Origin of the sequence: Phytohabitans aurantiacus (genome assembly GCF_027923225.1) — a bacterium.
Lineage (GTDB): Bacteria > Actinomycetota > Actinomycetes > Mycobacteriales > Micromonosporaceae > Phytohabitans > Phytohabitans aurantiacus.
This window is the reverse complement of the sequence record NZ_BSDI01000003.1, coordinates 109,744-135,940: the sequence shown is the minus strand read 5'-3', so window position 1 is coordinate 135,940 and position 26,197 is coordinate 109,744. Positions and strand designations below refer to the sequence as shown.

The 26,197-nt window shown below is 70.4% G+C and carries 30 protein-coding genes and 1 tRNA gene; 14 read left to right on the top strand and 17 right to left on the bottom strand.

The window, feature by feature from the left end; all coding sequences use genetic code 11:
- The first annotated feature begins 55 nt into the window (after nucleotides 1–55).
- A complete protein-coding gene (locus QMG73_RS04475; protein ID WP_281892605.1) occupies nucleotides 56–634 on the top strand; it encodes a hypothetical protein in 579 nt (192 codons plus the stop codon).
- Nucleotides 635–836: 202 nt separating this feature from the next.
- On the top strand, nucleotides 837–1,499 hold the full coding sequence (locus tag QMG73_RS04470; RefSeq protein ID WP_281892604.1) for a DUF4097 family beta strand repeat-containing protein: 663 nt from the start codon (nucleotides 837–839) through the stop codon (nucleotides 1,497–1,499).
- Nucleotides 1,500–1,567: 68 nt separating this feature from the next.
- Here the strand turns inward: QMG73_RS04470 and QMG73_RS04465 are convergent, their stop codons facing one another.
- The 3 genes from QMG73_RS04465 to QMG73_RS04455 form a co-directional block, all read right to left on the bottom strand.
- The gene (locus QMG73_RS04465; protein WP_281892603.1) at nucleotides 1,568–2,764 is read right to left on the bottom strand and encodes an ABC transporter permease; all 1,197 of its coding nucleotides are present in this window, start codon (nucleotides 2,762–2,764) and stop codon (nucleotides 1,568–1,570) included.
- Nucleotides 2,761–3,735 (bottom strand): efflux RND transporter periplasmic adaptor subunit, encoded by a 975-nt coding sequence (locus QMG73_RS04460; protein WP_281892647.1) that lies wholly within the window; start codon nucleotides 3,733–3,735, stop codon nucleotides 2,761–2,763. The genes QMG73_RS04465 and QMG73_RS04460 overlap by 4 nt, the downstream gene beginning before the upstream one ends.
- 101 nt (nucleotides 3,736–3,836) lie before the next feature.
- Nucleotides 3,837–4,415, bottom strand: a complete 579-nt coding sequence (locus tag QMG73_RS04455) for a hypothetical protein (RefSeq protein ID WP_281892602.1) — start codon at nucleotides 4,413–4,415, stop codon at nucleotides 3,837–3,839.
- 126 nt (nucleotides 4,416–4,541) lie between these two features.
- Here QMG73_RS04455 and QMG73_RS04450 point away from each other — a divergent pair, with 126 nt between their 5' ends.
- A complete protein-coding gene (locus tag QMG73_RS04450; RefSeq protein ID WP_281892600.1) occupies nucleotides 4,542–5,198 on the top strand; it encodes a response regulator transcription factor in 657 nt (218 codons plus the stop codon).
- Between the two features lie 14 nt (nucleotides 5,199–5,212).
- A complete protein-coding gene (locus QMG73_RS04445; protein ID WP_281892599.1) occupies nucleotides 5,213–6,370 on the top strand; it encodes a sensor histidine kinase in 1,158 nt (385 codons plus the stop codon).
- Here QMG73_RS04445 and QMG73_RS04440 read toward each other — a convergent pair.
- Nucleotides 6,339–6,764 (bottom strand): hypothetical protein, encoded by a 426-nt coding sequence (locus tag QMG73_RS04440; RefSeq protein ID WP_281892598.1) that lies wholly within the window; start codon nucleotides 6,762–6,764, stop codon nucleotides 6,339–6,341. The two genes, QMG73_RS04445 and QMG73_RS04440, sit on opposite strands and share 32 nt — an antisense overlap.
- Before the next feature lie 27 nt (nucleotides 6,765–6,791).
- A complete protein-coding gene (locus tag QMG73_RS04435) occupies nucleotides 6,792–8,213 on the bottom strand; it encodes a glycoside hydrolase family 15 protein (protein WP_281892597.1) in 1,422 nt (473 codons plus the stop codon).
- A 102-nt stretch (nucleotides 8,214–8,315) separates the two neighbouring features.
- Here QMG73_RS04435 and QMG73_RS04430 point away from each other — a divergent pair, with 102 nt between their 5' ends.
- The 4 genes from QMG73_RS04430 to QMG73_RS04415 all read left to right on the top strand — a co-directional run bounded on the left by QMG73_RS04430 (nucleotide 8,316) and on the right by QMG73_RS04415 (nucleotide 12,216).
- Nucleotides 8,316–9,980 carry a discoidin domain-containing protein gene (locus QMG73_RS04430; RefSeq protein WP_281892596.1) on the top strand — a complete coding sequence of 555 codons (1,665 nt, stop codon included), beginning with the start codon at nucleotides 8,316–8,318 and terminating at the stop codon, nucleotides 9,978–9,980.
- A 33-nt stretch (nucleotides 9,981–10,013) separates the two neighbouring features.
- The gene (locus QMG73_RS04425; RefSeq protein WP_281892594.1) at nucleotides 10,014–10,403 is read left to right on the top strand and encodes a VOC family protein; all 390 of its coding nucleotides are present in this window, start codon (nucleotides 10,014–10,016) and stop codon (nucleotides 10,401–10,403) included.
- A gap of 68 nt (nucleotides 10,404–10,471) precedes the next feature.
- Nucleotides 10,472–11,536, top strand: a complete 1,065-nt coding sequence (locus tag QMG73_RS04420; RefSeq protein WP_281892592.1) for an endonuclease/exonuclease/phosphatase family protein — start codon at nucleotides 10,472–10,474, stop codon at nucleotides 11,534–11,536.
- Between the two features lie 53 nt (nucleotides 11,537–11,589).
- A complete protein-coding gene (locus QMG73_RS04415) occupies nucleotides 11,590–12,216 on the top strand; it encodes an NADPH-dependent F420 reductase (RefSeq protein ID WP_281892591.1) in 627 nt (208 codons plus the stop codon).
- Here QMG73_RS04415 and QMG73_RS04410 read toward each other — a convergent pair.
- The 9 genes from QMG73_RS04410 to QMG73_RS04370 form a co-directional block, all read right to left on the bottom strand.
- The gene (locus QMG73_RS04410; protein WP_281892590.1) at nucleotides 12,206–13,204 is read right to left on the bottom strand and encodes a glutathione S-transferase family protein; all 999 of its coding nucleotides are present in this window, start codon (nucleotides 13,202–13,204) and stop codon (nucleotides 12,206–12,208) included. The two genes, QMG73_RS04415 and QMG73_RS04410, sit on opposite strands and share 11 nt — an antisense overlap.
- A 21-nt stretch (nucleotides 13,205–13,225) precedes the next feature.
- Nucleotides 13,226–13,717: a GbsR/MarR family transcriptional regulator gene (locus tag QMG73_RS04405; protein WP_281892589.1), complete on the bottom strand. Its 492-nt coding sequence runs from the start codon at nucleotides 13,715–13,717 to the stop codon at nucleotides 13,226–13,228.
- Between the two features lie 48 nt (nucleotides 13,718–13,765).
- Nucleotides 13,766–14,233, bottom strand: coding sequence for a hypothetical protein (locus QMG73_RS04400; RefSeq protein WP_281892588.1), 468 nt, complete (start codon nucleotides 14,231–14,233; stop codon nucleotides 13,766–13,768).
- A 77-nt stretch (nucleotides 14,234–14,310) separates the two neighbouring features.
- Nucleotides 14,311–14,387, bottom strand: a tRNA-Ala gene (locus tag QMG73_RS04395).
- A gap of 156 nt (nucleotides 14,388–14,543) precedes the next feature.
- Nucleotides 14,544–15,350, bottom strand: coding sequence for a divisome protein SepX/GlpR (gene sepX / locus QMG73_RS04390; RefSeq protein WP_281892646.1), 807 nt, complete (start codon nucleotides 15,348–15,350; stop codon nucleotides 14,544–14,546).
- A 112-nt stretch (nucleotides 15,351–15,462) separates the two neighbouring features.
- A complete protein-coding gene (locus tag QMG73_RS04385; protein ID WP_281892587.1) occupies nucleotides 15,463–16,089 on the bottom strand; it encodes a GNAT family N-acetyltransferase in 627 nt (208 codons plus the stop codon).
- Nucleotides 16,086–17,366 carry a molybdopterin molybdotransferase MoeA gene (locus QMG73_RS04380; protein WP_265250830.1) on the bottom strand — a complete coding sequence of 427 codons (1,281 nt, stop codon included), beginning with the start codon at nucleotides 17,364–17,366 and terminating at the stop codon, nucleotides 16,086–16,088. Before QMG73_RS04380 ends, QMG73_RS04385 begins: the two co-directional genes overlap by 4 nt.
- Nucleotides 17,363–18,295: a UTP--glucose-1-phosphate uridylyltransferase gene (locus QMG73_RS04375; RefSeq protein ID WP_281892586.1), complete on the bottom strand. Its 933-nt coding sequence runs from the start codon at nucleotides 18,293–18,295 to the stop codon at nucleotides 17,363–17,365. The genes QMG73_RS04380 and QMG73_RS04375 overlap by 4 nt, the downstream gene beginning before the upstream one ends.
- A 9-nt stretch (nucleotides 18,296–18,304) precedes the next feature.
- Nucleotides 18,305–20,353, bottom strand: coding sequence for a diguanylate cyclase (locus tag QMG73_RS04370; RefSeq protein ID WP_281892585.1), 2,049 nt, complete (start codon nucleotides 20,351–20,353; stop codon nucleotides 18,305–18,307).
- A gap of 93 nt (nucleotides 20,354–20,446) precedes the next feature.
- On the opposite strand from QMG73_RS04370, the gene QMG73_RS04365 reads away from it, so the two are divergent.
- The 3 genes from QMG73_RS04365 (at nucleotide 20,447) to QMG73_RS04355 (ending at nucleotide 22,346) form a co-directional block, all read left to right on the top strand.
- Nucleotides 20,447–21,007, top strand: coding sequence for a 5-formyltetrahydrofolate cyclo-ligase (locus QMG73_RS04365; RefSeq protein ID WP_281892584.1), 561 nt, complete (start codon nucleotides 20,447–20,449; stop codon nucleotides 21,005–21,007).
- Between the two features lie 73 nt (nucleotides 21,008–21,080).
- Nucleotides 21,081–21,413 carry an FmdB family zinc ribbon protein gene (locus tag QMG73_RS04360; protein WP_281892583.1) on the top strand — a complete coding sequence of 111 codons (333 nt, stop codon included), beginning with the start codon at nucleotides 21,081–21,083 and terminating at the stop codon, nucleotides 21,411–21,413.
- 357 nt (nucleotides 21,414–21,770) lie between these two features.
- Nucleotides 21,771–22,346, top strand: a complete 576-nt coding sequence (locus QMG73_RS04355) for a hypothetical protein (protein ID WP_281892582.1) — start codon at nucleotides 21,771–21,773, stop codon at nucleotides 22,344–22,346.
- A 465-nt stretch (nucleotides 22,347–22,811) separates the two neighbouring features.
- On the opposite strand, the gene QMG73_RS04350 is transcribed toward QMG73_RS04355, so the two are convergent.
- Nucleotides 22,812–22,985, bottom strand: a complete 174-nt coding sequence (locus QMG73_RS04350) for a hypothetical protein (protein WP_281892581.1) — start codon at nucleotides 22,983–22,985, stop codon at nucleotides 22,812–22,814.
- Nucleotides 22,986–23,052: 67 nt separating this feature from the next.
- Between QMG73_RS04350 and QMG73_RS04345 the strand changes: the two genes are divergently transcribed.
- Nucleotides 23,053–23,442 carry a translation initiation factor 2 gene (locus tag QMG73_RS04345; protein ID WP_281892579.1) on the top strand — a complete coding sequence of 130 codons (390 nt, stop codon included), beginning with the start codon at nucleotides 23,053–23,055 and terminating at the stop codon, nucleotides 23,440–23,442.
- Nucleotides 23,443–23,463: 21 nt separating this feature from the next.
- Here the strand turns inward: QMG73_RS04345 and QMG73_RS04340 are convergent, their stop codons facing one another.
- Entirely contained in the window at nucleotides 23,464–23,937 is a 474-nt protein-coding gene (locus tag QMG73_RS04340) for a DUF2231 domain-containing protein (protein ID WP_281892578.1), read from the bottom strand.
- A gap of 161 nt (nucleotides 23,938–24,098) precedes the next feature.
- Here QMG73_RS04340 and QMG73_RS04335 point away from each other — a divergent pair, with 161 nt between their 5' ends.
- Together QMG73_RS04335 and QMG73_RS04330 are read left to right on the top strand one after the other, a co-directional pair.
- On the top strand, nucleotides 24,099–24,524 hold the full coding sequence (locus QMG73_RS04335; RefSeq protein ID WP_281892577.1) for a Fur family transcriptional regulator: 426 nt from the start codon (nucleotides 24,099–24,101) through the stop codon (nucleotides 24,522–24,524).
- Nucleotides 24,524–25,342: an oxygenase MpaB family protein gene (locus QMG73_RS04330; RefSeq protein WP_281892576.1), complete on the top strand. Its 819-nt coding sequence runs from the start codon at nucleotides 24,524–24,526 to the stop codon at nucleotides 25,340–25,342. Before QMG73_RS04335 ends, QMG73_RS04330 begins: the two co-directional genes overlap by 1 nt.
- Here the strand turns inward: QMG73_RS04330 and QMG73_RS04325 are convergent.
- Nucleotides 25,314–26,144 carry a RecB family exonuclease gene (locus QMG73_RS04325; protein WP_281892575.1) on the bottom strand — a complete coding sequence of 277 codons (831 nt, stop codon included), beginning with the start codon at nucleotides 26,142–26,144 and terminating at the stop codon, nucleotides 25,314–25,316. The genes QMG73_RS04330 and QMG73_RS04325 overlap by 29 nt on opposite strands.
- Nucleotides 26,145–26,197: the final 53 nt, after the last annotated feature.

Sequence of the window (26,197 nt, the reverse complement as noted above, 5' to 3'; positions counted from 1 at the left end):
AGGACGTTGGCTGACGTCCTGGGCCGGAAATCCCGCCAGAACGAGGTGAGAAGCGATGACGATTACCCGGGAAAGGCTCGCGGGGTGGCACCGAAACCGCTTCGTGTGGGTGGCGGTGATCCTGCTGGCGGTATCGGCCAGCGCGGTCGTACTGACCAACTCGGCCGACTCGTCGGCGGAGCCGGCGGATCTGCAAACCCAGATCATGACCCGGATGCGCGCCACGCTCGAACAGGCAGATCCGGCACAGCACAACCACGGCCACAACCTCCAGCAGGCGGCCACCGAGGCGAAGCCGCCGGTGGTCTGCGGGGTCCACGTCTACGGCTACGAGCCGGCCGAGGTTACCGTGCTCGCCGACGTGCAGACGGTCTACGGCTTCCACTTCTGCGGGGTCGCCGAGAAGCAGCGCCCTTGGGACGTCGCGGTCAAGCTGGCCGGCCCGGTGATCATGAATATGTCCACCGACCCTCCCGGCATCCAGGTGGTCGAAGCCACCGCCGACGTCAAGTTCATTGACCGGCTGCGGCAGATGTTCCCGGCCAAGTACGCGGAACTGGCGCAAAAGGAGGCGCTAGCCGACTCGGAGATGGCCGATCTGCGCCGCCGGTACGACGCCGCGGCCGGGCTCTGACCGACCAGGCTTAGCGTTTCACCCTCAGCCATTGCAACAGTTGAGCTCGCCTTCGTTGCGTTAGATAGTCATCCGTTGCAACGATTTTAGGCCTTCTACCTGCTAAAACAGGAGTACAGCGCAACGAGCTTGTTGCCGAGACTTGGAAAGCAACGTAGCGTTTCCGGTGTCAGAAACAACGACTCAGACACTGGAGAACACGATGCAGAAGTTCGACACCCCGGCCCCCATCTCCGCCGTCCTGAACATCCCGGCCGGGCGCATCCAGCTCATCGCCGCCAACCGGACCGACACCACCGTCGACGTCCGGCCCACCGACGCCACCAAGAGCCGCGACGTGAAAGTCGCCGAACAGACCACGGTCGAATACGCCGACGGCGTCCTGCGGGTCCACACCGAGGCCAAGAACCAGCTCTTCGGCCCCTCCGGCTCCATCGAGGTCACGATCCAGCTGCCCGCCGACTCCCGCGTCGAGGCCAAGACCGCCAGCACCGAGCTGCGCGGCGTCGGCCGCCTCGGTGACGTCAGCTACGAAGGCGCCTACCGCCACATCAAGCTCGACGAAGCCGCCAACGTCCACCTCACCGCCATCGACGGCGACGTCGAGGTCGGTCGCCTCAACGGCCCCGCCCAGATCAGCACCGCGCGAGGCGACATCCGCATCGCCGAGGCCACCCGCGGCACCGTCGTACTCGACACGCAGTCCGGCGACATCACCGTCGGCGCCGCCGCCGGTACCTCGGCCACCCTGGACGCCGGCACCGGCTACGGCCGCGTCAGCAACGCCCTCAAGAACGACGGCGCCGCTGAACTCGACATCCGCGCCACCACCTCGCACGGCGACATCACCGCCCGCAGCCTCTGACCAGAATCACCGCCACCCCCGAGAAAAAACCAGGCCACGCCGAGCTCAGTGAGCTCGGCGTGGCCGGTTTACGGTGTCGCCAGGGCCTCCGTCGGGGCCAGCCTTGCCGCTCGGATGGCCGGATACAACCCGGCGAACCCTCCAATCACGAGCGTGGCTCCGAGCCCGCCGGCCGTCGCCCAGGCCGGCACAACGGCCATCCACGACCGGGTGGCTGCGTACACGGTGGTCACCGCAATGCCCAGGATCGCGCCGCCGAGACCCCCGAGCGCCGACAGCAGCAGGGACTCCGCCAGAAACTGCAGCCGTATCTGGCCGCGCGTCGCGCCGAGCGACCGCCGCAGTCCGATCTCGGCGCGGCGTTCCAGTACCGAAATCACCATCGTGTTCGCGACGCCGACACCTCCGACGAGCAGCGCGACCGCCCCGAGTCCCAACAGCAAGCCGGTGAAGGCGCGGTCGGTGGCACGCTGGGCCACGAGCGCGTCGGACGGGCGGGACACCTTGACCTCGTTGGGCGCCTTCGGATTCGCGGTGGCGGCCAGCACGCCTCGTACCGCCTCCACCGCAGCCTCGACGGATCGCGTGTAGACGGTGGTCGGGTACCCGTCGAAGTCCAGATAGGACTCGGCGGCCGGCCATCCGATGAGGACAGCCGAGTCCAGTTCGGACGCCAGCGGTACCTGATCCAGGATGCCCACGACGGTGAACCACCGGCCGCCGGCGTAGATCTGCACGTCCTGCCCGGCGGCGGTGATGCCGAGCCGCCGCGCGGCGGCCGCGCCGAGGACGGCCGCCGGGTAGCGGGCGGTGGCGGCGTTGAGCCACGCGCCGTCGGCGACGGTGGCACCCACGGTTTCGGGCAGGTCAAGGTTGGCCGCCAGTAAGGACATGCCGCCGGTCTGGCCATCGGGTATGTGGTCGGTCCGGTACACCTTGGCGTTGGGCACCTTGCCGGTGGCGGCTACCTGGGTCACGGGGCCGATTCGGGAGATCATCGCGACCGACTCGGTGGGCAGGTTGGCGGTCTCGCCGCGAAACGTGTCGCCCGGCGCGACGGTGAGCAGGTTCGTGCCGAGGGCGGCGAGTTGGCGGTCGAGGTCGGCCCGGCTGGACGACGAGATGCCGACCACGGCGATCATCGCCGCGATGCCGATGGCGATTCCCAGAGCGGACAGGAACGCCCGCAACGGTCGGGTGCGAAGGCCGGCACCGCCGACCCGGAACACATCACGCAGACTCAGCCGCGCCGGAGTCAGCGTCACGACGGCATCCCCACGGTCATGCCTTCGGTAAGGCCGGTGCCGGTCACCTCGACCTGGCCGTTCGCGAACAGGCCGGTCTCGACCGCCACGATCCGGGTACCGCCACCCTCGACGACCTGTACCCCGTACCCGCCCTCGGCCAGGGCGAGCAGCGCGGCGACCGGCACGGTCAGCACGTTTTCGCGCTGCGAGGCGGTGAACGCCACATCGAGCGTGGCTTCGTCCAACGAGGCCGCCGACGACGCCGGGAGGGTGATGGTGACTTCGAGCTTGGTCTCGTCGGGGTTCATACCCTCCCCCGGCGACACCACGGTTTGCGAGCTGACGATTTTGCCTGCCACGGCCTTACCGTCGGGCAGCGTCACCGTGACCGCGCCGCCCTTCTTCACGAGGCGCTGGTCGGACGGGTCCAGCTCGACGGTGACCAGGCGGGCCGTCCCGGTGTATCCGAGCACGTCGGCGCCCGGCTGGAGCGGATCGCCCACCGTGGCCTGGTGGGAGTCGACGCGCACCTGGCCGGCGGCGTAGACCACCCGGCCCAGCTCGACGGTGCCGGTCTCCGGCAGGCCGAGATCCTCCTGCCATTCCCGGACCGCCGACGCGGTGGAAGACGAGTACGCGCCATCCACTGTGAACCCGTTGTAGCCGAGCGCCCGCAGGTTCCGCTCGAACTGCTCGACGTCGGCGCCCTCGGCACCGGGCGACAGTGTCCGGTACGCCGGCAGCGACCCGTAGAGCAGCAGCACCGGCTCGTTGTCGACGTGGTACAGCGGCTGCCCGCGCTTGACGGTGGCCCCGGTGGCGGGCAGCCACGTGAGCGTCCCGCTGAGTCGCCCGGGCACCGTGGTCGCCGTGCCGTACCCGAGCGTGCCGCTCTCGGTCTGCCTGTCGACGAGCGTCTGCCGGCTCACCTGTGCGGTGGCCGGTGGGAGATCGCTCCGCGGCTCGCCGCTCGCCTCCTCGCGCACCAACCCGAACCCGTTGGCAGCGACCGCCGCACCGCCGACCGCCAGCACGACCGCGGTCACGGCGACGACCCGACCAGTCCGGCGGCGCCGGCGCGTCGCGCCGCTCACCCGTCTCTCCGGTTCGTCGTGCCGCCGCTGTCTCCGTTCGGCCCCTTCGGCTGGTACTGGCGGCACTTCTCCTGGGCGGCCATCATCTTCGGGTTGTCCGGGCCCATGTCCGAGCTGCTGCCCGAGATCTTGAGGCCCTCGTCGGTCGGATCCGGAAAGTCCGGGATCCCGTTCTCCCGCATGCACTGGGCGAACTTGCGCAGTTGCTCGACCATCTCCGGGTCCATCTTCTGCGGCTCGCCGCCGTTGGGCAGGTACTGCTTGCACTTGGCCTCGGCGGCCTTGAGCTTCGTCTGGTCGACTCCATCGGGCAACGCGATGGCGACCCCGCCGCCGTCCTGGAACTCCGGGTCGGGGAAGTTCGGTACGCCGTTCTCGCGCATGCACCGGGCGTGCTTCAGCATCTGCTCCTTCTCGTCGGCACTGCCGCGCGCGGGCGCGCTGCCGCTGGGGCTCGGTGTCGCGCCGCCCGCGGTCGCGATCTTGTCGTTGGCGTTCGGGTCCTTCCCGCAGGCGGCCGTCGCCGTGGCGAGCGCCAACAGCAGGCCGAGCGCGAACGCTCTGCTGATACGCATGTCGCTTCCCCTCCAGCCGGCCGGTCGGTCGCCGGCCATTACCGCGACTAAACCGAGCGGAGGGTTTCCTGGCCGTCAGCGAACCGTTGACGCCCACGTGACGTCACGGTCGGTCACCATTGGGGTATGCGCATCCTGGTGGTGGAAGACGAGGTGCTGCTCGCGGAGGCCGTAGCCGAGTGGTTGCGGGGCGACGCGCACGCCGTGGACGTGGTGTTCGACGGTGGTGCCGCCCTGGAGCGGGTTGGCGTCAACGACTACGACGTCGTGGTCCTCGACCGCGATCTGCCGGTGGTGCACGGCGACCGGGTGTGCCGCGAGATCGTCGACACCGGCTCGGCGGCCCGGGTGCTGATGCTGACGGCGGCGGCCGAGATCGACGACCGGGTCGCTGGGCTGTCGCTGGGCGCCGACGACTACCTGCCGAAGCCGTTCGCCTTCAAGGAACTGGCCGCCCGGGTCGTGGCGCTCGGGCGGCGCTCGCGGCCCGCCGCCCCGCCCGTTCTCGACCGCGCCGGCATCCGCCTCGACCTGCACCGCCGCGAGGTGTACCGGGACGGGCGGTACGTGCCGCTGTCGCGCAAGGAGTTCGCGGTGCTGGCCGAGCTGCTGCGGGCCGACGGCGCGGCCGTCTCGGCCGAACAGCTGCTGGAGAAGGCGTGGGACGAGCACGCCGACCCGTTCACGCACGCCGTGCGGATGACGATTCTCAAGCTACGCCGCAAGCTTGGCAACCCGCCGATCGTGCTCACCGAACCCGGAGTGGGGTACCGAATTCCATGAAAAGCCGGATCCCCATGAAGCGACTGACGATTCGCGCCCGCCTCACGCTGGTCTTCGGCGGGCTCTTCCTCCTGTCCGGCCTGCTGCTGCTCGCCGTGACGTACGTGCTGGTCTCCTATCAGCTCCGGCGCGGTGGCCTGTCGGGCACGATCACCGCGGCCAGCGAGGCGGTGCCGCCACCGAAGGACGGAAGCGAGAGAGGACCGATGGTTGGCCAGAAGATGGTCACCGATGTCGCGGACGACGCACTGTGGACACTGCTGACTCAGGGCGGCATCGCGCTCGCGGTCATCAGCGCGGCATCGATAGCGCTCGGGTGGCTCATCGCTGGCCGGATGTTGCAGCCGCTCCAGCGGGTCACCGAGACCGCGCGCCGGATCGCCAACGCACCGGCTGCCGACCGGGGGCTGCACGAGCGGATCGCCCTGGACGGCCCGCGAGACGAGGTGAAGGAGCTGGCCGACACGTTCGATGTGATGCTGGAACGGCTGGACCACTCGTTCGACGGGCAACGGCGGTTCATCGCGAACGCCTCGCACGAGCTGCGCACGCCGCTCACCCTCAACCGGGCCCTGCTGGAGGTGGCCGTACACCGCCGCGCCGCCTCCACCGATACCCGCCAGCTCGGCGAGACCCTGCTGGAGATCAACAGCCGGCACGAACGACTGATCGACGGGTTGTTGCTGCTCTCCCGCTCGGAGCAGGAGCCGGCGGAGCGGTCGTTCGTCGACCTGGCCGACGTTGCCGAGCACGTCGCTTCGCAGCTGCCACCCGGCAGGGTGACCGTGCGCACCGAGACCGCGGAGGCGCCCACGATCGGCAACCCGGTACTGCTGGAGAGGCTGGTGCAGAACCTCGTCGAAAACGGCGTCAAGCACAACCTCGACAGCGGCGGATGGGTGGGCGTGCGCACGAGTACCGCACCGGACGGTACGGCCGAGCTCGTCGTGACCAACACCGGCCCGCAGGTTCCCCGATACGAGATACCGGCCATCTTCGAGCCGTTCCGCCGCCTGAACGGAGAACGCATGGCCACCAGCGGCGCCGGGCTCGGACTGTCCATTGTGCAGGCGGTCGCCCGCGCGCACGGCGGCGACGTACGCGCCGAACCGCGCGAGGGCGGCGGCTTGACCGTGACCGTCACCCTGCCAGCGCCGCCTCAGGAGACGTGAGCGGCGTCGCCGAGAACGTCGGCGTGCCCGGCTCAAAGCCCCGCGACCCAGACGGCGGCTGGTCGTCCCACACCTGCTCGGGCAGCATGTATCCCGGTCCGGCGGTACGCGCCATCGCGGTGAGCTGCCGCCGGGCGCCCGCCAGGTCGCCGGCCGCGATCTGGTACTCGCCGTGCTCGCCAGAAAGCAGTGGCCACGCCCGGCCGAGCGTGATCCGGGAGTCGTCCGGCAGGCCGAACTCCCACGGGCTCCCGTCCCGCTTCTCCCCGTACCCGTCGAACGAGGCGCGGTGCCAGTAGAAGCCGCGCGCGGTGGGCACACCGAGCTGGGCGTCGACCACGCCGAGGGTGTTGACCACGGCGGGATCGTCGGCCGGAAGTACACCGAGCCGCACCAGGTCGAGGTAGCTCGGGTCGACGACTCACCGCTGATCCACGTTGGACGGTCCACTGTCGCCGATCGTGTACGCGGTGCCGGCGTTCGGGTTGCCGTCCTTGGTGAGCCGCAGGAAGTACGGATCCGGGGAGTACGGGCCGGTGGTGGTGACGGTCCACTCCTTGACCCGTGCCTGCCACTGGTCCGCTGTGGACAGATAGCGGTCGGCCGAGACACTGTCGCCGTTGGCCCGGGCGATGTGCGCGGCGCACACGATACCCGCGATCTCGCTCGCGATCGTGGCTGGTGAGTACCCGGACTGGTTCTCCCAACGCTCCTGCGGCGTGACGGGGCCCGCACCGAGCAGGAAGTCCGCCGCCCGCTTGACGTGCGACCAGGTCGTCTGGTCGGCGCGGCCGAGCTGGTACGCCAGGACGATCGGGAAAGCCACCTCGTCGAGCTGGAGCCCGTCCCAGACCGGGGTGCCGTCGACGCGCGAGTTCTGCGGGAACGAGCCGTCCGGCTTCTGCTGGACGGTGAAGAGGTAGTCGAGCGCCCGGTTCGCGCCGGCCTTGTCGCCGGCCGCGATGAGCGCGGTGGCGATCTGGTACAGGTCGCGCGACCAGACCAGATGGTACGGGCCGGACGGGTCGTCGCGGCCCCAGATCCAGGGCATCGACGGCGAAGCGACGTATGCGCCGCGGTGCGTCTTGTCTTCGCTGGCCGCCAGCACCATCACCGAGACCCGATAGAGCTGGCGCTGGTGGTCGCCCGCGAGAGACACGGGTGGCGCGGTCAAACCATCGAGATAGCGGTGCCAACTGTCCGCGTACCCCTTGAAGATGGCGGGAAAGCCGGCCGTGAGCGAGCCGCGGGCGGTGCGCAGCGCGGACCCGGCTTCTGGTCCGAAGCCGAGCGCGAGCGTGGTTCTGCCCTGGCTCGTGAAGCGCAATCGCGCTGTCTGCACCAGGTTTCCGGCCGCGGTCGTGCGGTATCTGTGGTCGAGCCGGCCGTCGCGCAGGTCGGTCCAGCCGTCGCTGGTGCCGCGAAAGCCGTTGGAGGTGGCGTCGAACGCTGGCGATCCCACCAATGCGCTCGCCGCGCTCGCGTCGCTCGCGACCAGCGCGTCGCCGATGGTCCTTCCGGCGTCGTCGTTGCGGGAGTTGGACAGTGCGGGGTCGTAGATCGCGTATACGTCGTGGTGCCGGCGATCGAGCGCGGCGAAACGCACATCGGCAAGCACGGTCGCGCGGCTCGGATCGGTGGTGTATGTGGCGGTGAGCCGCCATCGGCCGGCGCGGTCGGTGAAGGTCTGCCGGTAGCTGAGGCTGCGGCCGTCGACGAGGTCGGTGCGCACGTGCGCGTCGTTGGCGGGCATCGCGCGGCGGCCGTCGGCGACCACGAAACGCACCAAGCGGGCGCTCGGCGTGCCCAGGTCCGGGTAGAAGATCTCGCCGAGCGCGCGCATATCCGTCTATTCCCGGGGTTGAAACGGATCAAACAAACGTGCCACGATGCGATTGCTGTCGATGTGACGTCTTTGGATGTCCGTTGCCCAGGGGGCAGAAGCATGAAGCGCATCGGATCGCTCGCACTTGTCGTCCTTACCTCGACCTCGATCGCGGCGGCCCCGGCGGCTCCGGCGGCCGCCGCGCCGGCACCATCCGTCGAGCCGGTGCTCATCACGAGCGTCGACACCAGCGCGGGCGGCACGGGAGCACGCCTGCTGCTCGGCGACGTCACCGGCGACGGCCGCCTCGACGTCGTCACCATGCAGCCGACCTACTCCGCGGACGACCGGTTCATCGGGCGCCAGGTGCAGGCGCTGACCGCGTACGACTTCGGCACCGGCGGGCAGCTCTGGCAGATCGGCACACCCGATCCCCGGGTCACCAACAACGGCACCGACATCCCGGCCGAGATCTACGACCTCGACGGCGACGGCGACAACGAGGTGCTGGCCGTCATGGAGGGCGAGTTCCGGGTGTTCGATGGGCTGACCGGCGCATTGGTCCGGGCGTTTCCGGTGCCGGGGCCGAACGCGTGGGACACGTTCGTCATCGCCAACTTCCGCGGGCTCGACCGTCCGCGCGACATCGTCTTCAAGGACCGGTACGACCAGGTCTGGGCGGTCGACGACCAGGGCAATCTACTGTGGACCCACACCGGCACGGTCGGCCACCGGCCGTACCCGCACGACTTCGACGACGACGGCCGGCAGGAGTTGCTGGCCGGATACGACTTCGTGACGCCCGACGGCGAGCTGGTGTGGACCGCCGACATGGCCGACCATCCCGATTCCATCGGTGTCGGCGACATCGACGGCGACGGGCGCGAAGACGTGGTATTCGGCGGTGCCGGCCTGGGTGGCGACAGCACCAACGCGTACCGGTCGGACGGCGCCGTGCTGTGGAAGAACCTCGACGCGGTCGAGGCGCAGCAGGTGGGGCTCGGCGACTTCCGCCCAGATCTGCCGGGCCTGGAGCTGGCCGGGCTGGACCGCGTCGACCGCACCGCCACGACCGGCAAGGACTCGCTGTACCTCGTGTCGTCGACCGGCGAGACGCTGTGGAAGGAGCAGCGCACGACGCTCGGCTGCTGGGGCACCGTGCTGGAGCCACTGCACAACTGGGACGGCACGTATCGCGACCTGCTGCTCGGCTGGAACCGTGGCTGCGGTGAGGTGGCCGGCATCTGGGACGGCACCGGCCAGCGGATCGCCACATTTCCGGTCGACGGGCGCATGGTGCGCGGCGACGTCTGCGGCGACGACCGCGTCGAGGTCGTCGACTACGTGATGGGCAGCCGGGCCCACCTGTACGCCAACGGGCCGTGTGACCTGGCGGCGAAGGTGACCGGTCGACCGCTGCCACAGGCCAAGAAGCTCTACAACTACACCCGGTACACGGCTGAGGAGATCCCGCTCGACCACGCGGACGGGCGGCGGTGGGCACCGGTACGCGGGGCGCGGCAGCCCGCCTGGCGGGTCGACCTGGGGCGGTTGCGCGAGCTGACCGGCGTCGAACTCGACTTCGCCACCCGCCACGCCGTCTCGTACCGCGTGGAGGCTTCGGCCGACGGCCGCCACTGGACTCCCGTTGCCACGGATGCGACCGACCGCACTGGCGCCGGCAGGGTCGAGTTCACGGCCTTGGGCCGCCATGTCCGGGTGACCGTCGACAGGTGCGCCGGACCGGCCCGACTGACCAGTGGAGTGGTGCTCGGCACACGTTAAGGACACTTACTTTATACAGTGTATAATGAAGGCGTGAAGATCACCTCCTCCGCGGTGTCGCTCAACGTCGAGGACGTCGCCGCGTCCAGCAGTTTCCTCATCAACCACTTCGGATTTAGCGAGGCGATGGCCGCCGACGGGTTCGCGTCACTCACGCGGGACGACGCGGGGATGAACGTCATCTTCCTGCGCCGCGGGCTGCCGACCCTGCCGGACGACCAGCGCGACGACCACGCCAAAGGGCTGATCCTCGCCTTCGAGGTCGACGATCTCGAAGGCGAGCTGGCCCGGCTTCAGGCCGAAGGTGTCACCATCACGATGCCGCTGACCGCCGAGGAGTGGGGTGAGCGCGCCTTCCAGGTACGCGACCCGAACGGTGTGATCGTCCAATTGGTGGACTGGAACGGTCCGACCTCCCGGTGATACGTCGCTGATTTGACACCAGTCGCGCCCACCACCCTTTACCGTGATCGGAAAGGGGGGTGGGCGCGATGGCCATTAGAATCGCGACGTTCAACGCAAATAATCTCTTCTCCCGCTGGTCATTCCAGACGGAGCTGCCACGTACCGTCGATCAGAAGAAGCTCACCACGCTGAAAGCGACCAACGGCGCCGCCGAAACCGTCGCCGACCACGCGGCGACCACCGACGAGCCGGCCTCGGCACCCGACGTCGTCGAGGTGACCCTGCCCGACGGCACCGAGCTGTCCGGCGTACTGCGCACGTTCCGCGGCAAGCTCGTGCGCGGCAAGGACCCGAAGGCCCGCGACTGGATCGCCCGTCGCATCCGCGCCCTCGACGCCGACGTCCTGTGCCTGCAGGAGGTGGAGGATCAGAACGCGCTCGACGTCTTCCACCGCGACGCCCTGGTCCCGCTGGGCATCCGGTACCCGTTCCGCATGGTCGTCGAAGGCAACGACCCGCGCCGCATCGACGTGGCGATCTGCTCCAAGCTGCCGATCACACGCGTCAGCTCATGGCGGTTCTGGCCCGACCCGACGGGCGACGCGGTGTTCGGCCGTGACCTGCTGCAGGCCGAGATCACGGCGCCGGACGGAAAGCCGCTGCGTGTCTTCGTCAACCACCTGAAGAGCAACTTCATCGCCGACGAGTTCCGGCTCACGCCGGCGCAGGTCGAGAAGGAGCGGGGCGAGATCGCGGAACGCCGCACTCTCCAGGCCAAGGCGATCCGCACCATCCTGCGCCGCCAACGCCTGGAGACCCGCATCGTGCTCACCGGCGACATGAACGACGCCCCCGACGCGCCGACCTTGTCACCGCTGGCCGACCTCGGCCTCACCGAACAGATCAGCGGCGGCACCACCATGGCCGGCCCCAACCGCAAGGGCGTACTGGTCGACGACGCGTTCGGCAACCTCAGCGATCACATGTGGACCAACCGGCACCGGGCCAAGGGGCAGGTGAGCTTCAACCTGTACGACCAGATCTGGACCAGCCCCGATCTGACCGTGGCGGCAGCACACGTGATGCGCCGCACGCTGATCGGCGGAGACGGGTCCGACCACGATCCCGCCTGCGTCGACGTGGAGTTGTAGTCACAAGCCTCACATCCGGTATTCCACGCCCCGCGTGGGTAGTTGTACCGGCTATGAAGATCGGAATTATTGGCTCCGGCCACATCGGCGGCACGCTCACCCGCCGCTTCCAGGACCTCGGACACGACGTCACGATCGCCAACTCGCGCGGCCCCGAGACGCTCGGCGACATCGTGCGGGAAACCGGGGCGACCGCCGGCACCGTCGAGGAAGCCGCCGCGGCGGGCGAGGTCGTGGTGATCGCGGTACCGGTACGGGCCGTGCCGGACCTGCCCTCCGCGGCGTTCCGCGACAAGGTGGTCGTCGACGCGAACAACTACTATCCGCAGCGCGACGGCGACATCGAACAGCTCGACGACAAGTCGCTGACCTCCAGCCGCTGGACGGCCGAGAGCCTGCCCGGCGCCAAGGTCGTCAAGGTGTTCAACAACATCCAGTCCGGCCATCTGCTCTCGTACGGCCGCCCGGCGGGCGACGCGGAACGCATCGCGCTGCCGGTGGCCGGCGACGACAAGGCCGCGAAGCAGACCGTGATGGCGCTCGTCGACGAACTCGGCTTCGACCCGGTCGACGCGGGCACGCTCGACGAGAGCTGGCGACAGCAGCCCGGCACTCCCGTGTACGGCACCAACCTCGACGCGGCCGGCGTACGCGAAGGGATCGCGTCGGCTAAGCCGTAGCGGGCACCGTTTCTTCTGGGCTGGGCGGACCCGGTGGGCTCCCGTTGCCAAAGGGCCGCCCGCCCAGTGCCTCCCGACCGTGCGGGGTCAACCAGCCGGACAGGTCGGGACCGGCCGGCACGATGCCAGTCGGGTTGATGTCGCGGTGCACCACGTAGTAGTGCCGCTTGATGTGGTCGAAGTCGACGGTGTCCCCGAATCCGGGCGTCTGAAAGAGATCCCGCGCGTACGCCCACAGCACCGGCATCTCGGTCAGCTTCTGCCGGTTGCACTTGAAGTGGCCGTGGTAGACCGGGTCGAAGCGCACGAGCGTCGTGAAGAGCCGCACGTCGGCTTCGGTGATCGTGTCGCCGACGAGGTACCGCTGGCTTTCCAGCCGGTCAGAAAGCCAGTCGAGCCGGGTGAAGAGCCGCCGGTACGCCTTCTCGTACGCCTCCTGGCTGCCGGCGAACCCGCTCCGGTACACGCCGTTGTTGACGTCGGCGAAGACCACGCGGTTGACGTCGTCGATCTCCGCCCGCAGTTCTTCCGGATACAGGTCCGGGGCGCCGGGCCGGTGGTACTCCCGCCACTCGGTCGACAGGTCGAGGGTGATCTGGGCGTAGTCGTTCGTCACCACCTGGCCGGTACGCGTGTCGACCATCGCCGGCACCGTGATGCCACGCTCGTAATCCGGGTACCGCGCGAAGTACGCCTCCTGGAGCCGTTCGATCCCGAGCACCGGGTCGCGGTGGCCGGGGTCCAGGTCGAAGGTCCAGCTCCGGGAGTCGTGGGTCGGTCCGGCGATGCCCATCGACAGCACGTGCTCCAACCCCAGCAACCGGCGTACGACCACCGCACGACTCGCCCACGGGCACGCTCGGCTGACAATGAGGCGGTACCGGCCCGGCTCGACCGGATAGCCGTCCCGCCCGTCCGCGGTGATCCTCGTCGCGATGTACCGCTGGTCGCGGGTGAACTCGCCGCTGCTGACATATTGGGCCGTCATGCGGCAATGGTTCCCCGTCGGTCAGGCCCGGACACCACGCTGGCGCTGTTCTTCCCATCTCTCCAGGAGTTGGGCCATCTCGTCCTGCATAAAGTGGAAGAAGTCGCGCATCTCACCGACGCGACGCCCCGGGACGCTGGTCTCGTCGCCGACGACCTTCACGCCTTCGGAGACGACGTCCGCGATCTTCTGGTAGGCGCCGCTCTTGACCATGCTGGCCACGTACCAGGTGTCGTCGGGCATCCGGTAGATGTCGCGGCGGGACCCCGGCACCGGCTCGCGCACGATCAGGCCGATCTGCGCCAGGTAGCGCACGGCGCCGGAGATGGCGGCCGCGCTCACGCCGAGCCGATCACCGATCTCGCCAGCGGTGAGGCCGGGCTCGTCGGCTGCCATCAGGGTGCCGAGCACGCGGGCGGGCATGCGAGGAAAGCCGAGGTCGGCGAAGGTCATGGCGAAGTGCTCGACGAAGCGGCGAACGGCTTCCTCGTCGCGGCCACCTTCGGTTCGCATGCTTTCCATCCTTCACCAGGTTGTGAAGATCACGATACCCGCCGTCAGCTATCGAGTGGGTATCCAGTTGGGCCACCACGGTGGCTGGTTGAAGGGGCAACGGTCAGCCGCGGTACCGGGCACGCCGGTGTACTCGGCGTAAGACTCGATGCCGTTGAAGAAGGCGAAGTCGACGACGAACAGCACGCCAGCAAGCACGCTCACGAAGATCGCGACGGCGATCGCCTGTCGCCCGATCGTCCACGGCCGGGTAAGCACCAGCGCCGTCGCGGCGAGGAAGGGCAGCGCCCCTCCGTAGAAGGCGACCCGAGTTATCCAGACCATCAGAGCCGCGAACCGTGGCCCCGCGTCCTGGTAGATGTCCTCGGTGCCGAGGCAGTACACCCGGCTCTCGTAGATGTGAACCTGTTGGAGCCAGCCGAGAGCCAGGCCACCGACGAAGGCCACCAACAGCACGATCGTGATCAGATTGGCGCGACTGCGACCTGTCGCCGCAGCGCCCGTCTCGGTTGGCACGCGAACATCATCGGCCAACACCGGCGATCACGGCCACCAGAAGCGTCCAAGGAGCGATAGCTCCGGATTGAGAGCACTGGTGGAGCTGAGGGGATTTGAACCCCTGACCCCCTCGATGCGAACGAGGTGCGCTACCGGTCTGCGCCACAGCCCCGCCGCTGGGCTGCGCCCAGCGAACCGCGCCAAGGCTAACAGGTCGGCGGCCCGGTCCGCGAATCAGATCCCGGCGCGGCGGGATGACACCCACCCCGCCGTGATCAGGGCGTCCCTCAAGTCGCCCTAACGACTTGAGGGACGCCCTGATCACGGGTTAGGCGGAGTGGGCGGCGCCGGGGCGGCCGGCCTCGTAGGCGCGGCCTCGTAGGCCGCCCGCCCGGCGGTACGACACTGAGGCGGCCGGCAGCGAGCTGTCGACGCCCATCGCGGCCCGGCGTACCGCCTCGCGCTGTGCCGCCAGGCGGCGCTGCTGCTCCCGCCGCGCCGCGGCCCGCCGAGCCTGCTCGCGCCGCACTTCGGCCTGGCGTGCGGCCAGCCAGGCGGCTTCGCGGGCCTCCAGGCGCCGGCGGCGGCGCTCCTGGATGGCTCGGTTGCGCAGGTGTACCACGTACACGCCGAGCAGGGTCGCGCTGACCGAGACGCTGATCCAGAATCCGGGGCCGACCACGATCACGCCGACGAGCTCGACCAGGTTGAGCAACAGTAGGGCGGCGAGCACTCGCCGGCGGCGGTACACGGCCGGGGTGTGGCGGCGGACCGGTGGACGGCGGCGCGGGCGGCGTCCTTCGCGGGGCACCGACCGGAGCCGGGACGGACGCCGGCCGGGAACACCCGAGACCGGGGCGCCAGACACGGGAGCATCCGACACAGGGGCGCCCGAGACGGGGGCGCCGGAGACCGGTGCGCTCGCCCGGAGGGTGACGACGAGGGAACGGCCGGCGCGGATGGGCCGTGGGCCGGGCACGGTGCGGCGTCGACGGCGGCGCTCCAGCACCCGAGCCGTCGACTGCGCCCGCTCCGCCACCAGCCGCTCGGTAGCGTCGTACCGGCGGACGAGTGCCGGAGCGAGTGCGAGCAAACCGGCGGCGGCGAGGACGGCGAGGAGCACCGAGGTCGGCACCCTCACCCCTCCCGTCACACCGCTGTCCCAGTTAACTGAGGTTACGAGTGGTTCAGTGAGAAAATTGCGCGCCGCGCCGTCCCGGACCGATAAAGATCATCGAATGACGAGGTCAGGACGTTGCGCGTACCCGATGCCAGCGTGCCAGGAGGCCGCCGTCGGCCGCGACATCTTCGGATGTCAACGCGTATCCGATGTGATCGCGCCAGCCGCCGTCGATGTGCATGTATCGCGGATGATAGGCCTCTTCGCGGAATCCGAGCTTTTCCACCACACGACGGGATGGCTTGTTTTCCGGCCGGATGTTGACCTCGACGCGGTGCAGCCCGCCGGGGCCGAACGCATGGTCGACGGCCAGCGCCATCGCGGTCGGGATGACGCCCTTGCCCGCGACGCGGGAGTCGACCCAGTACCCGACGAACGCCGAGCAGAACGCCCTCCGCACGATCGTGCCGAGGTTGATGTGCCCGACAAGCCGGCCGTCGAGGCACACCGCGAACGGCATGCTCTCGCCGCGCCGGGCGGAGCGCTGCTGGTCGCGGAAGACGTACCGGAACGCGCTCGGCGAGTTGACCTCGGCCCACGGCCCGGGCGGCGACGACTCCCACGGTGCGAGCCACGCCTCGTTGGCGCGGCGCACCTCGGCCCAGCCGGCGGCGTCGGAACGCCGGTACGGCCGCAGCAGCACCGGCCCGTCGCTGAGGGCCACGGGCCACCCGGGCGCGGACCAGAAGCTCATCGGCGCCGGTCCAGCAGGAGCACGTCGACTGTGGACCCGGCCGCCGCGCTGGTGACCCGCTCACCGAGCACCAGCAGGCCGTTCGCCTCGGCGAGGCCGGACATCGTGTATGGCCCGCCAGGCAGCGGCTGGACCGTGTAGCCACCGCCACGACGCTCGGCGACGTGGGCGGGCCGGAACTCGCGCAGTCCCGCGGGAGACGACACGGTCTCCAGCAGGTGCGCCCGGACGCTGGGCCGGAACACCGGGTCGGCCCCGGCGAGCAACTGGATGGCGGGTCGGGCGAGCATCTCGAAGCCGATCAGCGCGGCGGCTGGGTTACCAGGCAGACACACGATCGGCACCTCCTCACCACCGACCGTACCGAATCCCAGCGTCGTACCGGGATACAGCGCCACCTCGTGGAACATGACGGCACCGTCGCGCCTGGACAGGATGCGCCGGACCATGTCGCCGGGACCGGTGCCGGTGCCGCCGGTGGTGACGATGAGGTCGGCGCGCAGCGTCTGATCCTCGAGGAGCCCCCGCAGCCCCTCGGGGTCGTCGTCGCAGATGCCCACCCGGTACGCGAGCGCGCCCGCCTCGACCGCGGCGGCCGTGAGGGCGTGCGAGTTGGCGTCGACCACCTGACCCGGCTGGCTGGCCCGGCCCACGTCGACCAGCTCGTCGCCGGTCGCCACGACCACGACGCGCGGGCTGGAGCGCACGACGACGTGACCGACACCGGTCGCCGCGAACACCGCGACCAGCGCGGGCGAGACGGTGGTGCCGGCGCGCGCCAGTACCGTGCCGGCGGCCAGCTCCTCGCCGGCGCGACGCAGACCGTATCCGCGCTTGGGCGCCCGGAAGATCTCGACCGCGGCCATGCCCTGGTCGGTCCACTCCACCGGCACCACGACGTCAGCGGCGGCGGGCAGTGGTGCCCCGGCCGCCACCGAGAAGCAGGTGCCGGGGTTGATGCGTACCGGGCGCCAGCTCGCGGCACCCAGGTCACCGACCACGTTGAGGCGGACCGCGCCGCCCCGGCCGCCGTCAAGTGAGGCCGAGGCGGCGGCCACGTCTTCCCAGCGCGCCGCGTACCCGTCGACGGCCGCGTGGTCGAACGCCGGGTACGCGTGCGCGGCGATAACGTCCTGCGCGAGGACGTTGCCGTACGCCTGGGTGATGTCGAGGTCGAGCGGGGGCAGCGCTCGCAACCTGCGCAGCACGCTGCCCAGGTAGTCGGCGAGTGGCGTCAGCTCGTTTGCGGCCGCCTCGGCATCGGCCGTTGATGTCATGTAAAAGTCCCCACAAAGTCAGTCAGCCACTCGCGAAACGCGGGGCCCAGATCGTCGCGCTTGGAGGCGATCTCCACCACCGCCTGCAGGTAGCCGAGCGGCATCCCGGTGTCGTAGCGCGTCCCCCGGTACACGATGCCGTGCACCGGCGTGCCCTCGTCGAGCAGCAGCGCCATCGCGTCGGTCAGCTGGATCTCGTTTCCGCTGCCGGGCTTGGTGCGCTTGATCGCGTCGAAGATGTGCCCCGGCAGCACGTACCGCCCGAGGACGGCCAGGTTGCTCGGCGCGTCGGCCGGCGCGGGCTTTTCGACCAGCCCGGTGACCCGGACGACCTCGCCGATCTCGCTGAGCCCCTCTTCGGCGGGCGCGACGGACGCGATGCCGTATCGCTTGGTCTCTTCGGGCTGGACCTCCATGAAGGCAAGCACGATGCCACCGGTGCGAGCCTGCAGATCGAGCATCGCCGGCAGCAGCGGCTCGGCCAGGTCGACGAACTCGTCGCCGAGCAGTACGGCGAACGGCGCGTCGCCGACGTGGGACTCGGCGCACCCCACGGCGTGACCGAGGCCGAGGGGCTCGCCCTGGCGGCAGGTGTAGATCTCGGCGAGTTCGTTGGGCTGGCGCACGGCGGCGAGCCGTTCGGCGTCGCCCTTCTCTTCGAGGCGCGACTCCAGATAGGGCTGCCGGTCGAAGTGGTCGACCATCGACGTCTTGCCCCTGCCGGTGATCAGCAGGACATCACCGATTCCCGCGGCGGCGGCCTCCTCCACGATGAACTGGAGGACCGGCCGGTCGACGACCGGCAGCAGTTCTTTGGGCACGGCCTTGGTGGCGGGGAGGAACCGGGTCGCCAGGCCGGCGGCGGGAATAACGGCCTTGACCGCACGCCGTCCTGCGGGGATGACTGGGGTGGCTGCGTGCTCCGACATGCGCCGAGACTATCGGCCACGGCCCTGTCGCGGCGGTTGAGTCCCAGGTGACGCGCCGCCGGCTCGGGGAAGATCGTCATCGGGTGGGGCCGCTCCGGCCGGTACCGGGATCTCCAGGATAGGCGCCCGCTTACCGCCGGTCGCCGCCCGGTAACCGTCGCGACCTGCGGCCTTTGCGGCGTAGAGGGCGTCGTCCGCCGCGTCCAGCACCTGGGCGCCGGTGACGCCGTGGTCGGGATAGACCGCGATACCGATGGAGACGGTGACGTCGATGGATGCCTCGGGACCGATGGGCATCGGAGTGTCCCGGACGGAGGCGCCCAGCCGTTCGGCGACGATCGCGCCGCCGCGGGCGTCGGTCTCGGGGAGCAGCACCACGAACTCCTCACCACCCTGCCGAAACGCCAGGTCCACCTCGCGCACCTCGGACCGCACCCGCCGCGCGAACTCGGCCAGCACCGCGTCGCCGGCCGCGTGCCCGTACGTGTCGTTGACCTCCTTGAAGCGGTCGAGGTCGAGGGCGAGCACGGTCAGCATCCGCCCGAACCGGCTGGCCCGTTCCACCTCGCGCCGGATCGACTCTTTCAGATACCGGTAATTCCAGAGTCCGGTCAGCGGGTCGGTCAGCGAGAGCCGCTGCGCCTCCTCGTGCACCCGGACGTTCTCGACGGCGACGGCCGCCTGCCCGGCGAACGTGCGCAGCGTCACAAGGTCCGCGTCGTCGAACTCGTCGGAACCGAGCCGGTCGTAGAGGGCCAGCACGCCGAGCGCGGGCGGTTCCACGTCGCCGACGGGCGCCGGCCGGGCGAACGGGACCGCTATGTAGGTGCGGCAGCGCGGCTCGTGTTCGGCGAGCGGCGGCCCGTCCCGGTCGACCCGGCCGCGCCGCGGTTCCCCAGTGGCGGCGACCGTGCCGAGCAGGCCGCTGCCGGGCAGCACCCGCAGCTCGGCCCAGTCGTCGTCGAGGCCTTCGGCACACTGCGCGGCCAGTACGCCGGTGGCCTGGTCGAGCAGCAGCACCACACCCGAGTGCGCGCCGGTGGCGGCCTGCGCGGTCTGGAGCAGTACCCGCAGGATCCGCTGCAGGTCGTGGGTGCTCGACATGGTGTCGCCGAGCACCGCCAGGTGCCCGCGCAACTGGTCCCTGCTGGCGGTGAGCGCCTGCACGTACGCCTGCGTCTCGCGGGTCATCCGGTTGAACGTCGCCGCCAGCCGCCCCACCTCGTCGTGCGCCCGCACGGGCACCCGGGCGGCCAGATCACCACCCGCCACCCGGTCGGCGGCGGCGGCAAGCTCGGCGAGCGGCCGGGTCGTCGTGCGGGCCAGCCACCAGGCGGCGAGCACGGCGACCAGGCCGGCGAGGATCACGGCGGCGACCAGCACCGCGTACAGCCCCTGCGGTTCGCTGCGCGGAACGGAGAGGACGAGCGGCAGCGGCTGCCCCGGGGCTCCGTCGAGCCGCCGGATATACCGGTCGCCAGCGGTGCCGGTCGAGGCGTCTCCGCGTACACGATCAGCAGCCTGAAGCACGGCGGCGCGCGCGTCGGGCGACTCGGTGGTGTGGGCACTCCCGCCGCGCAGTGTGATCGCCGCGCCGGAGGCGCCGGCGAGCCGCACGATGAACGCCGCGTCCACCGTCTCCGCTACCTCGACCGCACCCACCGCGGCGCCGGTCGTGTCGCGGATCTCCACGCGGGCGCTGACCGCCTGGTAGCCGGGCGTGGCGTCGGCGCAGCGCGCCCAGGGCTGTCCGGGCGCGCCCGGCGTGGTGAACGCGTCGAAGCGAACGGCTGCCGCGAGGCCGCGCGCGACGACCTGGTTGGCGACCGCGACGCGCTGCTCGGGCGCGGCGAGGGCGACCGCGTCGGCCGCCGCGTGCAGCCGCTGGCACAGGGCGCCCATCGAGGTACGCACGGCGGTGGCGGCGAGGTCGAGACGCTCGACCGATCGGTCCCGGCTCGTCGCCGCGAAGGTGGCGCCCACGAAGAACGCCCCCAGCAGCACCGGACCGAGCACCACCGCGAGGAACGCCGTGGTCAACCGGCCGCGCAGCGTCATCTCGCCTCCTCAATGGGATGCTGACACAGCAGTGCGTCAGTGGGCCGTTTGTGGCGGGAGTGTGGCGTGTCGGATTTTTCATCAAAAGCAGCCATGCGCACCGCGCTGCTCGCGCGCCGCCGGGCCCTGCCCGCCTCGTCGCTGGCCGAAGCCGCGGCGTCCGTGCTGGCTGAATTGACTTTTCTTGTACGCGGACACGCGCCGGCCGTCGTTGCCGGATACGTGCCGATCGGGGCGGAACCGGGCGGACCCGGGCTCCCCGACGCGCTCGCCGGCGCCCTCGGGCCGGGCGGGCGACTGCTGCTGCCGGTGCTCCTGCCAGACCTGGATCTGGATTGGGCCGACTACGCCGGACACGCCTCACTGACGCCCGGCACGCGCGGGCTGCGCGAGCCGAGCGGCCGCCGGCACGGCGTCGAGGCGGTGGCGTCAGCGGGGCTGGTCGTGGTGCCGGCGGTCGCCGTCGACCGGCGCGGCGTGCGGCTCGGCCGGGGCGGCGGCTCGTACGACCGGGCGCTCGCCCGGGCCACCGGGCTGACCGTGGCACTCTTGCACGACGGCGAGTTGGTCGACGAGGTCCCCGCCGAGGCACACGACCAGCGGGTGCGGGCAGTGATCACTCCGGGTGACGGATTGGTGATGTTGGCCGCCTGAACTGGACGCTGGCCGGGGTCATGCCGCACTATTAGCACTCGGATAGGTGGAGTGCCAGGGTTCAGGAGGAGCCGTGCCCACGTACCAGTACGCCTGCACCGCATGCGGACACCAGCTTGAGGCGGTGCAGTCCTTCGCCGACGAGCCGTTGACCGAGTGCCCGGCGTGCGAGGGTCGACTGCGCAAGCTGTTCGGCTCCGTCGGAGTGGTGTTCAAGGGCTCGGGCTTCTACCGCACCGACTCCCGCTCCGCTGAGAAGTCGAAGTCGTCGAGTTCCTCGTCGTCGACGACGCCGTCCTCTTCGTCGTCGAGCTCGACTTCGTCCGACTCGTCAAGCTCGTCCTCGACGACTTCGTCGTCTCCGTCCTCGGCCTCAAAGCCCTCCGCACCCGCTCCCGCGGCCTAGCGCTCCGCGCTCTTCCGCTGCGCGCGGCCCGCGCTCTGCGCGCAGCGCGCCCTCTCCGCCGCGCGTGGCTCGCGCTCCGCGCGCAGCGCACTCTCTCCGCCGCGCGGGCCGCGCTCCGCGCGCAGCGCACTCTCTCCGCCGATCAAGGGCGAATGCACGTGGTTTGATCTCTTTTCCGCGTGTATTTGCCCTTGATCCATTCGGATCTCCTTGATCGGCGCGCTCCGCGCCGGCGTTTGCGCCGCTACCGCGGGCGCGGCCGCCGATCCGGACCTGGGTTATCCACAGGCACGCGAGTTATCCACAGGCTGGCACTCGGCGAGTGCCGGACCGTCGGAAGCGTCCTAGCCTGCCGGCATGCGGGAGCCCAGACTCGACCCGGTCCGGCGACCACGACTGCCTCGCGCCCGCACGACCCTGCGCCTGATGCTCGTCGCGGCGCTGCTCCTGACCGCGGCCGCCGCGCTGTACGCCGGCGAACCCGCCTGTCCCTCACCCACGTCCGTCGAGCGGACGCCCGGCACGCCCGCACCGGCCAGCGGCGACCGTCCTTCGACGGACCGGACGCCGGAGGCGCGCAACTCTGGCGGATCGACGCCGGCCCATTCGGGATCGCACCAGCAGGGCTCGGAACGCTCGGGGCCGGAGCGTCCCACGCCTGGTGCGTTGGACGCGCGGCTCGCGGCGCCGCCAGGCACGGTCGGCGTACCGGTAAGGCTCGCCGACCCCGCGGCGCTCGCGCTCGTTCGCCCAGGTGATCGCGTCGATCTGCTGGTCGCCGGGCGTCAGCCCGGCGTGCATGCGACGGACGCGCTGGTGCTCGCTGTCGCTCTCGACGAGGGCGCGCTGCTTCTCGCCCTTGGCCCGGCTCAAGCGCGCAAAACCGCGACCGCGCCACCGACCACCGCCTTCACCATCATCGTCCGCGCCTAGACCACCCGTTCCCGCGCGGTCGCCGGCGGGCGTTGCAGCATGTTCGGGGAACTTGCTGCCTCAACACGGCCCGGATGCCGCGTTTTCCCTGATATCGCGGCATCCGATGCCCGCTCGGGACCGCACGCGTGAGAGCGCCCGGCGGAGTGCGGTCGGCGCGCCTCCCGCGCCCGGCCCCGCATCCACGTCGCGGGGCGCGCGTCGCGCGTCGCGCGTCGATCAAGGAGATTCGCATGGATCAAGGGCAAATACACGCGGAAAAGAGATCCAACCACGTGCATTCGCCCTTGATCGGCGGAGAGAGCGCGCTGCGCGCGGAGCGCGAGCCGCGCGGAGCGGCGCGGAGAGCGCGCGGCGCGCGGAGAACGGGCTGCGCGGAGCGGCGCGGAGAGAGTGCGCTGCGCGAGAGCACGGCCCGCGCGGAGGGGCGGAAAGACCCGCGCGGCGCGGGCGGTGGGGGGTGGGCTAGGACCAGTGTGGGGGGCGGTCTTCGATGAGGCGGTCGTCGTTTGAGTACGAGCGTTCGCCCCAGCCGCGGTCGGTGTCGTCCCGGGTCTGGTCTGGCAGTACCGGCAGGCCGTCGTCTTCAAGGTCGACGACACGATCGGAGTCGTCGCGCGTGTATTCCACCCCGTTCACGCCCTGAAGCGTACCCAGTGGAGGTGAACGGCAAAGGTCCCGCAGGCCGTTGGTAGCGTCATTCGCCGTGACGACGAGCGATGGCGACCCCGGGGCCGGCGGCGACTCGACCGCTCACCCGCCTTCCCAGCCGCAGCGCCAGCCGGCCCCCGACCCGGATGCGTTCTGGCGGCGGCCCGAAGGCGGCGAGCCCACCCCGCCGAAATCGGCAGAACCGGGGAAGACGGCTCAGCAGCCCAGCTACCCGGGTCCCCCGGCCAGCCCCACGCCGCCGAAGGGGTGGCGGCCCCCCATGGTGGTGCAGCCGCCTTCCCCTCGTCAGTTGCCAGCGCAGGACGCCAACGGCATCGAGGCTGAGGAGCGGAGCGCCCGCACGGTGACGTACGGGGTCGGGATGATCGCCGGAGCCGTGCTCCTCATCGTGATCTGCCTGCTCTGCTCCCGCGCTCTCTTCTAGCCGTCAGCCAAAGAGCCGCTATCAGACACCGCTCCAGACCGCGTTGGCTCCCGTGTCGCCGGTTTTGTAGACGTAGTACCCGGTGAAGCCCGCCAGCACGATGACGGCCGCGCTCAGTACCCAGGCCAGCCATGACGGCGCCCGACGGGCCCGGCTGCTGGTCGCGAAAACCAGCAACAGCGCGGCGGCCCCCAAGCCCAGGCTGAACCAGAGTGTCAGGTCGCCGTACCCCTGGTGGTCGTCGACCTGCGCCAGGATCTCCTGGCTGTAGTTGGCGGCGACCAGCCGCTCCTCCAGGTTCTGGCCCGACTCCCGTGCCACGTACGCGGCCAGTGGGGCGCCCACCGCGAGCAGCACGACGGCCCAGCCGATCCGCGCTCTCACCTTCGGCACCAGGGCGTACACCACGCCAGCTACGGCCAGTAGTGGAATGAACACCACCGCCGCGTGTACCAGCAGCGGGTGGGCCGGAAGTCCAGATATCTCCTCGAACATCGAGGCCTCCTCTTCTCGCGCGAGATCGTCCCGCCAGCCTACGGGTTTGGTTGAACTCGCAACTTGCCCTTGTCACAGAGAGCTACGCCGATAGAGCCCACAGGGTTCAGCGGGGTTCCCTACACCTTGCTGGTGACGTATTCGCGTGCTGTTATTGCAGGGTGCACGGCGAAGACCTGTTGAGGTCGCGTGGCCTACGGGTGACCCGACCTCGTCTTGCTGTGCTCGAAGTTCTTTCGGCCGGCGGCCACCTCGAAGTCGATGAGATCGCCCAGCAGGTGCGCACGCGGCTCGATTCGGTGTCGACTCAGGCGGTCTACGACGTGCTCGGCGCGCTTTCCCGTGCCGGGCTGGCGCGGCGCCTGGAGCCGGCGGGTAGTCCCGCGCGATACGAGCGGCGTGCCGGTGACAACCATCACCACGTGGTTTGCCGTGGTTGTGGCGAGGTGGCCGACGTTGACTGTGTCGTCGGCGAGGCGCCCTGCCTCGATCCCAACGTCGCGCACGGGTTCGAGATCGACGAGGCAGAGGTGACGTTCTGGGGGCTGTGCCCCAACTGCCGGGCTCGCCGCGCGACAGACGACTGATGACCGACCTCGGCCTGTTTGGTCCGGACTCGGTGACGTGGCGCGTGCACTCCGAGCCCATCCTGTTCCTTGCCGGGCTGCGCTCGCTGTACCTGCAGGCCCTGCATCCGCGTGCCGTCGCCGCGGTGGTGCAGAACTCGGACTACAAGACCGACCCGTGGGGCCGGTTGGTGCGCACGTCGACATACGTGGCGACCACGATCTTCGGCAGCACCGAGCAGGCGGAGGCCGCGGGCAGGCGCGTACGGGCCATCCACGCCCGGCTGCGCGGCACCGACCCGCGCACCGGCGCGGAGTTCCGCGTCGACGATCCCGACCTGCTGCGCTGGGTGCACGTGGCGGAGGTCGAGTCGTTCGTCACGACCGCGCGGCGGGCGGGCGTGCGGTTGAGCGCCGGCGACGTCGACCGGTACTACGACGAGCAGCGGCGGGTCGCGGCGCTCGTCGGGCTCGACCCGTCGAGCGTGCCGGGCAGCGCTGCCGAGGTCGAGGAGTACTACCGGCAGATCCAGCCGGACCTGCGCATGACCAAGGAGGCAGCGGAGACGTTTTTCTTCCTGAGCGCGCCTCCGCTGCCCTGGCGGCTCGGCCTGACGCCGGTGCGGCTCGTCTACCTCGGCGTCGCGGCTACCGCGTTTGCCCTGCTGCCGGCCTGGGCGCGGCGCAAGTATGGCGCGTTCGGGCTGCGCACCGCCGATCTGCCCGCCGACCTGTCGACGCGCGGCATCCGCTTGGTGCTCAACGCCCTGCCCCGGAAGTACTTCTACAGCCCGGTGCACCAGGAAGCGCTCAAGCGCGCTGCTCAGACGGTGTCGTGACCTGGGTCAGACCGTCCCACGGGTCCTTGACCGCCGCGCTGGCACCGGCGGGACACGTCTTGCGGTAGTCGCACCAGGAGCAGATCGGGCCGGGCTGGGTCGGGAACGCCTCGTCGGGGCTGGCGCCGCCGGCCACCGCCTTTTCGGCGGCCACGATGTCGCGCGCGGTGTCTTCGGCACGGGTGAGCTGGCGGGCCAGCGACTCCGCCGTGTGGTCGTGGGCGGCCACGGTGCCGCTGGGCAGGTGGTGCAGCTCGACCCGGCGGCAGGGGCGGCGGAACACCCGCTCGGCCGCGTACGCGTACAGAGCGAGCGCCTGCGAACCGCGCGCGTCGTCGCTGTCGAGCCCCGTGCGCCCGGTCTTGTAGTCGACGATCGCGAGCTCGGCGCCGCGCGCGTCAATGCGGTCGGCGCGCCCGTTGAAGGCCAGCACGGCCGTCTTGACCGCGACCACCCGCTCGACGCCGACCGGCTCGTTGCCCGGGTCCAACGTCTCTACATAGGACTCGAGCCACTCCAGCGCCCGGCGGTAGGCGGAACGCTCCTGCTCGTCGTCGCGGTAGCCCTCGCGGACCCACGTGCTCTTGAGAAGCGACGGCAGTGCCTCGGGCTGGCGGCGGTCATGCGGCAACGCGAACCAGTTGCGCAGTGCGGTGTGGACACTCGCGCCGAGGGAGTTGTGCGCCCACGGCGGGCCTTTGGGCGGTGCGGGCCGGTCGACGTAGGTGTAGCGGTATCTGCGGGGACAGTCCAGGTAGCTGCCGAGCTTGCTGGGCGTGCACACGAAAAGCCGCTCCGGCATACCCTCGAAGCTCAGCTGCCCACTAACACCCAACTGCTCGCCCTTCACGCCGA